The organism is Azospirillum sp., assembly GCF_050789165.1.
The window spans coordinates 227919-240895 of record NZ_JBOZRT010000093.1 but is presented as its reverse complement, the minus strand read 5'-3'; the positions used below and the strand labels follow the sequence as shown (position 1 = coordinate 240895).

The following is a 12977-nucleotide window of genomic DNA, read 5'->3' as shown; positions in this document are numbered from 1 at the left end:
TCATGCCTCCTGGGAGAGGGAGCGCTCGAACGCGGCCAGCCCGTCCACGCCGAGCAGCGCGTTGAGCGCGCTGAACGGGGTCATGGACGGCAGCGCGTGCGCGGTGGTGCCGGTCTCCAGAAGCTCCCGCAGCAGGGCGCTCTGGGCGGCGGCGGAGATCTGGATGAGGGAGAGGGCGTAGATGGCCATGGCGTACCCCAGCTCGCCGAGCTGCCCCAGGGAGAAGATCGGACGGATGGTCTCGGCGGTCAGGTAGATCACCGGCACCGACACCGCCCCGGTGATCGCGGCCAGTTCCGCCGGCGTGGACAGGGACGGCACCATCACGGCGTCCGCCCCGGCCGCCTCCATGGCCTTCACCCGGCGCACGCACTCGTCGAGACCGTGCAGGGTCATGGCGTCGGTGCGCCCGATGATCAGGAAGTCCTCGTTGCGCCGGGCCTTGCGCGCCGCGGCGAGGCGCAGCGCCATCTCCTCCGGCGGGACCAGCGCCTTGCCCGGCATGGCGCCGCAGCGCTTGGGCATGATCTGGTCCTCAAGATGGATGGCGGCCACGCCGGCCCGCTCGAAGGCGCGAACGCACTCGGCGATGTTGGCAGGCCCGCCGTAGCCGGTGTCGGCGTCGGCGATGACCGGCAGGTCGCTGGCCTCAACAATCTGGGCGGCCCGGGCGACCATCTCGGTCATCGTCAGGATGCCGACATCCGCCTTGCCGTGGCTGGCCGCCACCGCGAAGCCGGACATGTAGACGGCGGGGTAGCCGGCCTCGGCGATCAGCTTGGCGCCGAAGGCATCATGGCACCCCGGCACGGGCGTGGTGCCGCCGCGGGTCAACAGGTCGCGCACGACCGCTCCGGGATGCGTCATGATGCATCTCCTCAGGCAGGGTAGGGGGGAAGCCGATGCCGGCCGTTCAGTTCATCGCCTTGGCGGCCTGGACGGCGGCCTGCTGGTCGAAGGCGTTGACCGCGTCGATGAACTGGTTGGTGTAGAGGTCGGCCGGGTTGACGTCGCCCTTCAGCTCGCCGGTCGCCTTCATGAACGCGACCATGTCGGAGACCGACTGCGGCGGGAACTCGCCCCACTTCTCGCCCTTGTCGAGTTCGAGGAACTCCGCGCGCACCTTGAGGACGTGCAGCCCCTGGCGGAAGGCCTCGTCGTCGGCCACGCCGGTGGGCTTGGTGGCCGGGTAGACCTTCCAGTGCGTCTTGACCGCGCCCACGGGATTCTCCAGCGCCATCACCGTGCCCTTGGCGACGCAGCGCAGCACCTTGGTGATCACCTCCGGGTGCGACTTGATGTAGTCGTCGCGCACGAAGTAGGAGCTGCCGAACGTCAGCTTCTCGGCGTAGGGCGAGGTGAAGCGCCGCAGCTCCAGGCCCATGTTCTCGGCGGTGGCGATCTGCGAATCCCAGGTGCCCCAGACGTCCACGCGGCCGGACTTCAGCGCCGCGACGGCCTGCGCGCCGACGCCGGTCTCGACGATGGTGATGTCCTTCTGCGGGTCCATGCCCGCCTCGGCGACCATGCCCTTGATGATGGCGACGAGCTGCGCGCCGTAGGAGACGACGCCCATGGTCTTGCCCTTGAAGTCGGCGATCGACTTGATCGGGCTGGAGGCCAGGACCACCGGAAACTGGAAGTTCTTGCGCATGTTCATGTAGACGGCCTTGAGCGGCGCGCCCTGCGAGCGGGCGATCACCGCGCGGCCCGGCCCCATCAGCACGAACTGCGCCTGGCCGGAGAGCACCGCCTGCGTCGCGGCCGAGGAGTTCGTCGGCTGGATCGTCACGTCCAGCCCCTCGTTCTCCCAGCACTTGCTGGCGATGGGAACCGAGGTGTTGTTGGCCTGCGAGGTGTCCAGCACGTTGGTGCCGATGGCGATGGTCACCGCCTGACGCTCCGCGGCCGACGCGGAGCCCGCCGACGCGGCGAGAGCGCACAGGCCGGCGGCGAACGCCGTGCCGACCGTCAATGCCGATTTCATGTGTGTCCCTCCCATTGGGTTGATGCGTGGTGCGGAGCGCCGCCTTCTCGTGGGCGGCTGGACCGCACGGTCAGACCGGGCCGAGCGCCGCGACCGGCGCCAGTTCGCTCCTGGCGGGCTTGCGACGTTCGGTGTTCGGCGCGCCGTAATGCGCCGAGATGTCGTCGGCCGCCGCCACGACGGCGGCGCGCATGGAATCGTGCTGGCTCAGGAAGCGCTGGGTGACGGCGCTGAGGTTCAGGCCGGCGATCACCTCGCCGTCGCGCCCGAAGATCGGCGCCGACACGCCCGACGCTCCGACCTCCCGCGTGTCGATGGATTCCGCGAAGCCGCGGGCGCGGATTGCGGCGAGGTCGGCGCGCAGCGCCTCCGGCGTGGTCAGCGTGTTCTCGGTGAAACGTTCGAGCCGCGTCGCCCCGAGATACGCCTCGATCCGCTCCGGCGGCAGGAAGGCGAGCTGCACGCGCCCGATGGACGTGCAGTAGGCCGGGCGCAGCGGGCGGTCGTCGGTGTCGTAGCGCACCTCCTTCGGGCTGACGACCTTGTGCAGGACGCGGACCTGCAGATCGGCGCTCAGCGTGCCGAGGAAGCAGGTCTCGCCCGTCCGCTCGACCAGCGCCGCCATCACCGGGCGGGCGACGTGGAGCAGGCGGGCATGGAGACCGCCGACCCAGCCCGAAGCGTGCTGGAACAGCGGGTGCAGCCGGTAGCGCCCGTCCGGGCCGCGGGCGGCGTAGCAGCGCGCGTCCAGCGTCTTCATCAGCATCGTCGCGCTGCTCTTCGGGATCCCCAGCCGGTCGGCGATGTCGGTCAGCCGCAGACCGCGATCCTGCTCCAGCGAGAGCATTTCGAGCACGTCCAGAACCCGTTCCGCCGACTTGACCACCGCTGCCTCGCTGTTCATATATGTGAACGCTGATCATCAGCTCGTACAGCGAATGTGTACGCGGCAACCGCGGCCGTCAACGGTATTTTCTAAGTACAAGAACGAATTTTCGTTCACGAAAGCAGCCACGCACGATAAATGCCCATGACTCCGCCACACAAAGTGGCGGAGCGCATGAGTTGTTAACAATAATTCTGTCAGCGTCCGGAAAAGACCGGCGATCTTCGTTCCATGAAGGCGTTTCTTCCCTCGACGAAATCTTCCGTGCTGAAGAGAAGTGTTTGATGGTCGAGTTCGGCGTCGAGAATTTGGTCGAGCGCGGCCGGCCCGCGCGCGAGGACGGCCTTGGTCGCCGCCACCGCGAGCGGCGGCGCCTCGGCCAACCCGCGCGCCAGGATGCATGCTTCCTCGACCAGGGCTTCGGGAGCCACGCAGCGGTCCACGAGGCACAAGCCGAGCGCCGCGTCGGCGTCGAGCATTGCCGACGTGAACAGCAGGCGCCGGGTCTGCGCGACGCCGATCCGTTGCGGCAGCGACCACAGCAGGCCCATGTCGCCCATCAACCCGACCTTGCCGAAGACCGCTCCGAAGCGTGCCGCCGGCGACGCCAGCACCACGTCGCAGGCGGCGGCCAGCGACAGCCCGGCCCCGAAGGCGTGGCCGTTGACCGCGGCGATCACCGGCTTCGGCCCGGCGACGATCAGGCGGAGCAGGTCGTGCGAGCGGGCGAGGCGCCGGCGGATCGCCATGGGGTCGTGATCCGGCAGACTGTTCAGGTCGCCCCCGGCGCAGAAGGCGCTGCCCGCGCCGGTGAGCACGATGGCCCGGCACGCCGGCGACGCCACGAGGCCGGACAGCGCCTCCATCAGGGCGTCGCGCAGGCTCGGCGTCAGGGCGTTGCGGGTGGCCGGTTCGTTCAGCGTGACGATGGCGACGGCGTCCGCCGTCTCGACGAGGACGGAGGGGACGCTCATGGCGCCACCACCAGCCGTTTGGCCTTGTGCTGCGCGCGCGGCAGCGTGCCGGGGGGCAACGTCTCGACTACGGCGCGCACGCGCAGACGGTCCTTCACGGCCGCCGCCAGCGCCGCCGCGACGCGGGTGGCGTCGGCGTCCGCCAGGGCTTCCACCTGCAGGCGGATGGCGTTGGGCAGGCCGGTGTCGGCGCTGCGCACCGAGGCGTCCACGACGATGCGGTATTCGTCCGACAGGCCGGGCGTGCTGCGCACCACCTCCTCGACCGCCGAGGGGAACAGGTTGATTCCGCGGATCACCAGCATGTCGTCTGCCCGGCCGCGGACCCCGCCGACGAGGCGCGCGTGGGTCCTGCCGCAGGCGCACGGGCGGCTGTCGCGGCACACCACGTCGCCGGTCCACCAGCGCACCAGCGGCCCCGCCTCCTTGTCCAGGTGGGTCAGCACCAGCACGCCCGGCGTGCCGTCCTCCACCGGCTCGCCGGTCTCGGCGTCGATGATCTCGGCGTAGGCGAAATCCTCGGCGAGGTGCGGCCCGTCCTGCACCGGGCAATCGAAGCCGATGGGCTGGAACTCCAGGCTGCCGTAGGCGTCGCAGCAGCGCGCACCCCACAGCTCCTCGATCCGCCGCCGGGTCGCCGGCACCGCGCCGCCCGGCTCGCCGCCGACGATGATGCGGCGCACCGTCGAGGCCGCGGGGTCGTAGCCCATCTCTCGGGCGACCGCGCCCAGGTGCACCATGAAGGACGGCGTGCCGCACAGCACCGTCGTGCCGAACTCGAAGACGGTGCGGATCTGGCGTTCGGTCTCCTGGCTGCCGGCCGGGATGACCGTGGCGCCGAGGCGCTGGAACCCGGCCGTGGCGCCCAGCCCGCCGACGAACCACGTGTAGGTGAACAGGCACTGGAAGAGGTCGCCCGGCCCGATGCCCTGGCCGTGGGCGTAGCGGGCGTAGAGGTCGGCCCAGCGCTCCAGGTCCTTCGCCGTCCAGTACTGCGGCACTGGCGCCGCCGTGGTGCCGGAGGAGAAATGGATGCGGGCGATCCGCTCGCGCGGCACGGCGGCGAACTCGCCCCACGGCGCGGCCGCCGCGATGCTGGCGCTGTAGTCGGCCTTCTTGGTGAGGGGCAGCCGCCGCAGATCCTCAAGCGAGCGGACGTCCCGCGGATCGAAGCCCAACTCTGCGAAGCGCCGGCGGTAAAAGGCGCTGTCGCGCCCGACCCGCTCCAGCTGGCGCGTCAGGCTGGCGGTCTGATGCGCGACGAGTTGGTCGCGCGACCACGTCTCGCAGGGATCCCACGCCGCGGTCGCGACGGTGTCGTCAAGAACGGTCATAGCGTCGCTCCCAATCCGCGAAGCGCGAAGCGCGCGATCTGTTCCGCCATGCGGCGCCGTTCCGCCTGCGACTGGTTGCGCCGCTGGCGGTACCAGATGGTCGTCCAGTTCAGCGCGCCCATGAAGGGCTTCACCACCAGCCGCACGTCCTGTTCCGGCAGCGCTCCGGCCTCGGCCGCCCGCGCGATCTCGGCGGCGAAGAGCCCCTCGTACTCGTCGCGCAGCGCCAGGATTTCGCGCAGCGTGCTGCGCTGCTCCGGCGTCGTCTGCCCGGCGAGGTGCATCTCCAGCCCCTGCACGGCGACGCGCTGGTAGGCCAACTCGTTCATGATGACCATCAGGTGGGCGATGGCCATCTCCAGCAGCCGTTCGACGGGCGACTGGTCGTCGCGCATGCAGGCGCGGACGGCGGCGAGGTCCATCGCCATGCCGCGCTTGTGGACGTCGAAGAACAGGTCCGCCTTGCTGCGGTAGTGGTGGTAGATCCGTCCCTTGGTGCAGCCCAGCACCTCGGCCACGTCGTCGATGCTGGCCGCGGCGTAGCCCTTGCGCATGAAGGCCTTGGCGGCGGCGTCGAGGATCTCGCCGCGCGAGCGATCGCCGTCCAGGCCGGCGATGGTGTCTATCGTGGTGCTCATTGCGCCGCCATCAGTCCGGTGGGGGTTGCTTCGACCTCGGGGCGGGGCGTGTGCTCCGCCTTCACCGCGCGGGCGATGACCAGGCGCTGGATCTCCGAGGTGCCCTCGTAGATCTCGGTGGCGCGCTGGTCGCGGTACAGGCGCTCGGCGAGGTTCGGCTTGACGAATCCGGCGCCGCCGAAGACCTGGACGCCGACGTCCACCGCCTCGTGCGCCATCTCGCTGCAGAACAGCTTGGCCTGCGCGCCGATGACCGTGACGTCCTCGCCGGCGTCGAAGGCCGCCGCCGCCGCGTACGCCATCATCCGCCCGGCCGACAGCCGTGCCGCCAGATCGGCGAGCTGGAAGCCGACGCCCTGGTGGTCGATGATCGGTCGGCCGAAGGTGGTGCGCGTCGCGGCGTGCCGCGCGGCGGCGCGGAAGGCCGCCATGGCGATGCCGCAGGATTGCGCCGCGACGGAGATCCGCCCGACCTTGAGCGCGGCGAGCGCCAAGGCGAACGCCTCGCCCGGCGGAGCGAGCAGCGCATCGTTCTCGACGACCGTATCCATGACGAGGCGCGCGTTGACGGTGCCGCGCATCCCCATCTTGTCTTCGACCTCCGGCGCCGCCACGCCCGGCTGGCCGGCGTGCACGAGGAAGGCGGCGATGCCGCGGTGCCCGCTGCCGGGATCCGTCTGCGCGAAGACGACGTAGGAATCGGCGACGCCGCCGCCGCCGATCCAGCATTTCTCGCCGCGCAGCCGCCAGCCGCTTCCCTCGCGCGTCGCCGCCATGGTCATGGCGGCGGGGTCGGAACCGGCGTCCCGTTCGCTGAGCGCGAAGGACACGCCCTTGAGGCGGCCGTCGGCGTGGGTGAGGAACGCCGCCTTCTGGCGCTCGGTCCCGGCGAAGATCAGCGGGCTGGCGCCGAGCTGGAGCGTCGCGACGATTCCCGACGTCGAGGCGCAGCCCGCGGCGATCGCCTCGATCACCGCGCACAGCGCCGTGAGGGACGCGCCGTCACCATAGGGCTTCGGCAGGAACAACCGGTCGATGCCGGCCTCGGCCAGCAACGCCACGTTCTCCGTGGGATAGCGCTGGGCGGCGTCGACGGCCGCGGCGCGTGGCGCGAAATGCTCCTCCGTCAGGCGCCGGGCAACCGATTGCCAGCGCCGCGCCTCCTCGCCCAACACCGGTTCCCACACGGTCGCCGCGACCTTGCGGTCCCGTTCCTTCCGGGTCGTCTCCACGCGGCCTTCCCTCCCATGCTTATCAAATCCGCTTGCATTCAACGTACTCGGTAGTATGTTTGTCGTCAACATGGTTCGCCAAACCATTGATAAATCCCACGATACGCGGCCCAATGAATCGCATCACGGATCTGAGCCGTGAATGCCGGGGCGGCTGGTGGGCGGTAGGGAGGACAAGACACCCGATGGCCATCGACCTCGATCGCCTGATGAGCTGGCCGGTTCCCGAAGGGCGGCAGACGCTCACATCCAAGGACTGCATCCTGTACGCGCTGGGGATCGGGCTGGGCGCCGACCCGACCGACGAGCGGCAACTGCGCTTCCTCTACGAGAAGGACCTGCGGGCGCTGCCGACCATGGCGGCGGTGCTGGCCTATCCGGGCTTCTGGCAACGGGACCCCGCCCTCGGCCTCGACTGGGTCCGGCTGCTGCACGCCGAACAGGCGGTCGAGATCCACCGGCCGCTGCCGGTTAGCGGCACCCTGACCGGACGGACGCGCGTCACAGGTGTCATCGACAAGGGCGCCGCCAAGGGAGCCCTGCTTTTTCAGGAGCGCCGGGTCGAGGACGCGGACGGCAACCCGATCTGCACGGTATCGATGACCTCCTTCTGCCGCGGCGACGGCGGCTTCGGCGGCCCCGGCGGGCCGGTGCCCGAGCCGGCGGCCGTGCCGGACCGCGCCCCCGACACGGTCTGCGACCTGCCGACACTGCCGCAGGCGGCGCTGATCTACCGGCTGTCCGGCGATTTCAACCCGCTGCACGCCGACCCGGCGGTGGCGCGCGAAGCCGGCTTCGAACGCCCCATCCTGCATGGCCTCTGCACCTTCGGTGTGGCCGGGCACGCGGTGCTCGCGTCGTGCTGTGGCTACGACCCGGACGCCATCCGGTCGATCCGCGCGCGCTTCACCGCGCCGGTCTATCCGGGCGAGACGCTGCGCACGGAGATGTGGGTCGAAGGGCCGGACGACGTCCGCTTCCGCACCCGCGTCGTCGAGCGGAACGTGGTCGCGCTCAACAACGGGCAGGTGCGCACCTCGGCTCCCGTGCGGAGTGCGGCCGATGCTTGACGCCGACACCCGCCGTCAGATCGCGGAGACGCTGTCCCGCTTCGTCGCCGAGGAGCTGATCCCGGCGGAGCCCATCGTCGCCGAGGAGGGCGCCGTCCCGCGCCGCCTGATCGACGCCATGGCCGAATTCGGCCTGTTCGGCATGGCGCTGCCGGAGGAATGGGGCGGCCTGGGCCTGACCATGGAGGAGGAGGTCGAGATCCTCTTCATCCTGTGCCGGGCGAGCCTGTCCTTCCGCTCGGTGCTCGGCATCAACAACGGCGTCGGCTCCTTCGGCATCCTGAAGTTCGGAACCGAGGAGCAGAAGCGCCGCCACCTGCATCACCTCGCCAGCGGCGAGCGGATCGCCGCCTTCTGCCTGACCGAACCGGATTTCGGCTCCGACGCCGGCGCCGTGCGCACGCGGGCCCGGCGCGACGGCGACTCCTACGTGCTGGACGGCACCAAGCGCTTCATCACCAACGCACCGCACGCCGGCGTCTTCACCGTGATCGCCCGCACCGACCCGGAAAGCACCGACCACCGCGGCCTCAGCGCCTTCCTGGTTGAGCGCGGGACGCCCGGCCTGTCGGTCGGCCCCATCGACCGCAAGCTGGGGCTCGCCGGGTCGCACACCGCCGACGTGATCCTCGACGGCTGCCGCGTCCCGGCCGACGCGATGCTCGGGCGCGAGGGCGACGGCTTCAAGATCGCCATGTCGGCGCTGGAGCGGGGCCGCATCGGCATCGCCGCCTCGGCGGTCGGCATGGCGCAGCGCCTGATCGACGAGGCCCTGGCCTACGCCATGGAACGCCGCACCTTCGGCAAGCCGATCGCCGAGCACCAGCTCGTCCAGGCGATGCTGGCCGATTCCGAGGCCGAGGCCTTCGCCGCCCGCGCCATGGTGATCGAGGCGGCACGCCGCCATGACGCCGGCCTGCCGTGCGGCAAGGAAGCCTCGTGCAGCAAGCTCTTCGCCACCGAGATGGTCGGCCGCGTCGCCGACCGGGCGCTGCAGATCTTCGGCGGCGCCGGCTATATGCGCGACTACCCCATCGAGCAGCTCTACCGCGACGTCCGCGTGCTGCGGATCTACGAGGGCACCTCGCAGATCCAGCAGCTCATCGTCGCCAAACACATGATCCGCGACGGCGCCTCGCCGCTGCGCCGTCGCTAGAGGAGCATCCATGAGCGAACATCACGATCCCGACCGCATGCTGGACGGCAAGGTGATCCTGGTCACCGGCGCGGCGCGCGGCATCGGCCGCGGCATCGCCCTGCTGGCCGCCGCACACGGCGCGAAGGTCGTCGTCAACGACGTCGGCGCCAGCGGCGACGGCCAGGGACAGGACGCCACTCCCGGCGAGTTGGTGGTGGCCGAGATCCGCGAGGCCGGCGGCGACGCCGTGGCCAACAGCGATTCCGTCGCCAGCTATGCCGGCGCCGAGCGCATGGTCCAGCAGGCGCTGGACAGTTTCGGCCGCATCGACGGCGTGGTGAACAACGCCGGCATCCTGCGCGACACCATCTTCCACAAGCTGGCGCCGGAGGACTGGGACGCCGTGCTGGCGGTGAATCTCACCGGGCCGTTCAACGTGTCGCGCGCGGCGGCGCCGCATTTCCGCGCCCAGAACGGCGGCGCCTTCGTCCACATGACCTCGGCGTCGGCGCTGGTCGGCAACTTCGCCCAGGCGCACTACTCGGCCGCCAAGCTCGGCGTCACCGCGCTGTCCAAGTCGATCGCGCTGGACATGCAGCGCTTCGGCGTCCGCTCCAACTGCATCTGCCCCTTCGCCTGGACCCGGCTGGTCGCCACCATTCCCGGCGACACCCCGGCCGAGCAACAGCGCGTCGAGCGGATGAAGCAGATGGCGCCCGAGAAGATCGCGCCGCTGGCCGTCAGCCTGCTGTCGGACGCAACGGCCAAGGTGACCGGGCAGGTCTTCGCCTCGCGCAACCACGAGATCTTCCTGATGGGCCAGTCGCGCCCGCTGCGCGGCATGCAGCGCGAGGCGGGCTGGACGCCGCATCAGATCGCCACCCATGCCATGCCGGCGCTGGAGGCGATGTTCTACCCGCTGGACCGCTCCAGCGACGTCTTCGGCTGGGACCCGGTGTGAGGAGGGACGACCCATGGCATCCGACACGACCACGCCGTCCATCGGCATCACCGGCTACGGCGCCTGGATTCCCCGGCGCCGCATCGCCCGCAAGACCATCGCCGGGGCGCACGCCTGGTTCAACGCCGCCCTGATGGGTGGTGCCCGCGGGCGGCGCGCCCAGGCGGGCTGGGACGAGGACAGCGTCACCATGGCGGTCGCCGCGGCGCGCGGCGCCTTGGCCGGAACCGAACCGGCGCGGGTGGCCTCGCTGTGGCTGGCGTCCACGACGCTGCCCTTCCTCGACCGCCAGAACGCCACGTTGGTGGCGGAGGCCTGCGGCCTGCCGCCCGCCGTGCGCACGCTCGACCTCGGCGGGTCGCTGCGCGCCGGCACCGGCGCCCTGCTGTCCGGCTTGCTGGACGCCGGGCTGCCGGCGGGAGGGACCGCCGTCCACGTCGCCGCCGACACCCGCCGCGCCAAGCCGGCGAGCCCCGACGAGCTGGCGTTCGGTCACGGGGCGGTGGCCTTCACGCTGGGCCACGAGGGCGTCATCGCCCGGCTGTTGGGCTGGGGCAGCGTGAGCGACGACTTCGTGGACCATTACCGGGCGGCGGGCCAGGAGCACGACTACCGCTGGGAGGAGCGCTGGGCGCGCGACGAGGGCGTGGTGCGGCAGGCGCCGGCCGTCGTCCGCGCGCTGCTCGGCGACGCCGGGCTGGCGCCGGCGGACATCGCCCGGGTCATCGTCCCGGCCGCCGGTGCCGGCGACGCCCAGCGCATCGCCAAGGCCTGCGGTCTGGCGCCGGAGCGCGCCGCCGATCCGCTGGCCGACGGCTGCGGCCACACCGGCGCCGCGCACCCGCTGCTTCTGCTGGCGCGGGGGCTGGAGGACGCCGCCCCCGGCGAGCGGATCCTGCTCCTGGGCTTCGGCCAGGGCTGCGACGCGCTGCTGTTCGAGGCGACCGAGGCGATCCGTGCGTACCGGTCGGCTGCTCCGGTCAGCGCCGCCCTGGAGGGCGGCTGGGAGGACGACAACTACCTGCGCTTCCTGGCCTTCGAGGGCGCCATCGCGCTGGAGACCGGCATTCGCGCCGAGGCCGACCTCAAGACCGCGCATTCGGTGGCCTACCGTTCGCACGCCGCGGTCACCGGACTCCTGGCCGGGCGCTGCGCCGCCTGCGGCACCGTCCAGTTCCCGCCCGACCGCGTCTGCGTCAACCGCGACTGCGGCGCCATCGACCGCATGGAGCCGTACCGGCTGGCCGACCACACCGCGCGCGTCGTGTCCTTCACCAGCGACGCGCTGGCCTACCACCCCGACCCGCCCAGCCGCTACGGCATGGTCGAGTTCGACGGCGGCGGCCGGCTGCTGGTCGAGTTCACCGAATGGGAGCGCGCCGAGCTGACCGTCGGGGCCGCCGCGCGGCTGGTCTTCCGCATCAAGGACCACGACCGCACCCGCGGCTTCCGCCGCTATTTCTGGAAGGCCGTACCGGCTTGACACGGAGACCGACATCATGGCGAGTGGCATCAAGGACAAGGTCGCGATCATCGGCATGGGCTGCAGCCGCTTCGGCGAACGCTGGGGCGACAGCGCCGAGGATCTGATGGTCGAGGCGTTCACCGAGGCGCTGGGCGACGCCGGCATCGCCACGGCCGACATCGGCGCGGCATGGCTCGGCACCTCCTACGAGGAGATCGGCGTCGGCAAGTCGGCGATTCCCCTGGCGGCGGCCCTGCGCCTTCCGAACCTGCCGGTCACGCGGGTGGAGAACCTGTGCGCCTCCGGCTCGGAGGCGGTGCGCGGCGCCGCCTACGCGGTCGCCGCCGGGGCCTGCGACATCGCGTTGGCGCTGGGGGTGGAGAAGCTGAAGGACACCGGCTACGGCGGATTGCCGGTGCGCACCCGCGGGTCGTTCAACGATCTGTGGATGCCCAGCATGTCGGCGCCGGGGCTGTTCGCGCAGCTCGCCTCCGCCTACGCTGCCAAGCACGGGTCCGACCCGCGCGACCTCAAGCGGGCAATGGCCCATGTCTCGGTCAAGAGCCACCGCAACGGCGCGCTCAACGAGAAGGCCCACCTGCGCCGCGCCATCACCGAGGAGCAGGTGCTGAACGCACCGGTGGTGGCGGAGCCGCTGGGGGTCTTCGACTGCTGCGGCGTGAGCGACGGAGCGGCCTGCGCCATCGTCACCACGCCGGAGATCGCCGCCCGGCTGGGAAAGAACCCGATCGTCACCATCAAGGCCATGCAGATCGCTGCCAGCGACGGCAGCGAGATGTCGCACACGCTGTGGGACGGCACCACGGTCGCCAACACCCGCATCGCCGCCGCCCGCGCCTTCGCCGAGGCCGGCGTGTGCGACCCGGCGCGGGAGATCGGCGCCATCGAGGTGCACGACTGCTTCTCGATCACCGAGCTGGTGACCATGGAGGACCTGGGATTCTCGAAGGAAGGGCGCGCGGTCCACGACATCCTGGACGGCCGCTACGACCATGACGGGGCGGTGCCTTGCCAGATCGACGGCGGACTCAAGTGCTTCGGCCACCCCATCGGGGCATCGGGAATTCGTATGCTCTACGAGCTGTACCTGCAGCTTCAGGGACGCGCCGGGAAGCGCCAGCTCGCCGACCTGCGGCTGGGGCTGACCCACAATCTCGGCGGCGCACCGATGTCCAACGTGGCCAGCGTCAACATCATCGGCCGTCTTGAATAACGCGGTGGTGGGCCGAGGCCGGCGCAGCTACAGGTGCGGGAGGGACGCAGAACGCCCT

At 71.0% G+C, this 12977-nt stretch carries 12 protein-coding genes; 5 read left to right on the top strand and 7 right to left on the bottom strand.

The features are described 5' to 3' along the window. The 7 genes from ACRWK7_RS21115 to ACRWK7_RS21085 all read right to left on the bottom strand — a co-directional run bounded on the left by ACRWK7_RS21115 (position 1) and on the right by ACRWK7_RS21085 (position 7051). Entirely contained in the window at positions 1-867 is an 867-nt protein-coding gene (locus ACRWK7_RS21115; protein WP_431858255.1) for an isocitrate lyase/PEP mutase family protein, read from the bottom strand. 46 nt (positions 868-913) lie between these two features. Next, positions 914-1987, bottom strand: coding sequence for an ABC transporter substrate-binding protein (locus ACRWK7_RS21110; RefSeq protein ID WP_431858254.1), 1074 nt, complete (start codon positions 1985-1987; stop codon positions 914-916). 70 nt (positions 1988-2057) lie between these two features. After that, positions 2058-2891, bottom strand: coding sequence for an IclR family transcriptional regulator (locus ACRWK7_RS21105; RefSeq protein ID WP_431858253.1), 834 nt, complete (start codon positions 2889-2891; stop codon positions 2058-2060). 179 nt (positions 2892-3070) lie between these two features. Next, positions 3071-3847 carry an enoyl-CoA hydratase/isomerase family protein gene (locus ACRWK7_RS21100; protein ID WP_431858252.1) on the bottom strand — a complete coding sequence of 259 codons (777 nt, stop codon included), beginning with the start codon at positions 3845-3847 and terminating at the stop codon, positions 3071-3073. Beyond that, on the bottom strand, positions 3844-5181 hold the full coding sequence (locus ACRWK7_RS21095; RefSeq protein ID WP_431858251.1) for a phenylacetate--CoA ligase family protein: 1338 nt from the start codon (positions 5179-5181) through the stop codon (positions 3844-3846). Before ACRWK7_RS21095 ends, ACRWK7_RS21100 begins: the two co-directional genes overlap by 4 nt. After that, complete coding sequence (locus tag ACRWK7_RS21090; protein WP_431858250.1) at positions 5178-5819, bottom strand: TetR family transcriptional regulator; 642 nt, start codon at positions 5817-5819, stop codon at positions 5178-5180. The genes ACRWK7_RS21095 and ACRWK7_RS21090 overlap by 4 nt, the downstream gene beginning before the upstream one ends. Next, complete coding sequence (locus ACRWK7_RS21085) at positions 5816-7051, bottom strand: acyl-CoA dehydrogenase family protein (RefSeq protein WP_431858249.1); 1236 nt, start codon at positions 7049-7051, stop codon at positions 5816-5818. The genes ACRWK7_RS21090 and ACRWK7_RS21085 overlap by 4 nt, the downstream gene beginning before the upstream one ends. Before the next feature lie 185 nt (positions 7052-7236). On the opposite strand from ACRWK7_RS21085, the gene ACRWK7_RS21080 reads away from it, so the two are divergent. The 5 genes from ACRWK7_RS21080 to ACRWK7_RS21060 are packed head-to-tail and all read left to right on the top strand — an operon-like array spanning position 7237 to position 12919. Continuing rightward, a complete protein-coding gene (locus tag ACRWK7_RS21080) occupies positions 7237-8121 on the top strand; it encodes a MaoC/PaaZ C-terminal domain-containing protein (RefSeq protein WP_431858248.1) in 885 nt (294 codons plus the stop codon). Beyond that, the gene (locus tag ACRWK7_RS21075; RefSeq protein WP_431858247.1) at positions 8114-9277 is read left to right on the top strand and encodes an acyl-CoA dehydrogenase family protein; all 1164 of its coding nucleotides are present in this window, start codon (positions 8114-8116) and stop codon (positions 9275-9277) included. Before ACRWK7_RS21080 ends, ACRWK7_RS21075 begins: the two co-directional genes overlap by 8 nt. Positions 9278-9287: 10 nt before the next feature. Further along, entirely contained in the window at positions 9288-10220 is a 933-nt protein-coding gene (locus ACRWK7_RS21070) for an SDR family NAD(P)-dependent oxidoreductase (protein WP_431858246.1), read from the top strand. A 13-nt stretch (positions 10221-10233) separates the two neighbouring features. Continuing rightward, complete coding sequence (locus ACRWK7_RS21065; protein WP_431858245.1) at positions 10234-11703, top strand: 3-oxoacyl-[acyl-carrier-protein] synthase III C-terminal domain-containing protein; 1470 nt, start codon at positions 10234-10236, stop codon at positions 11701-11703. 16 nt (positions 11704-11719) lie between these two features. Next, complete coding sequence (locus ACRWK7_RS21060; RefSeq protein WP_431858244.1) at positions 11720-12919, top strand: acetyl-CoA acetyltransferase; 1200 nt, start codon at positions 11720-11722, stop codon at positions 12917-12919. The last annotated feature ends 58 nt before the right edge of the window (positions 12920-12977 follow it).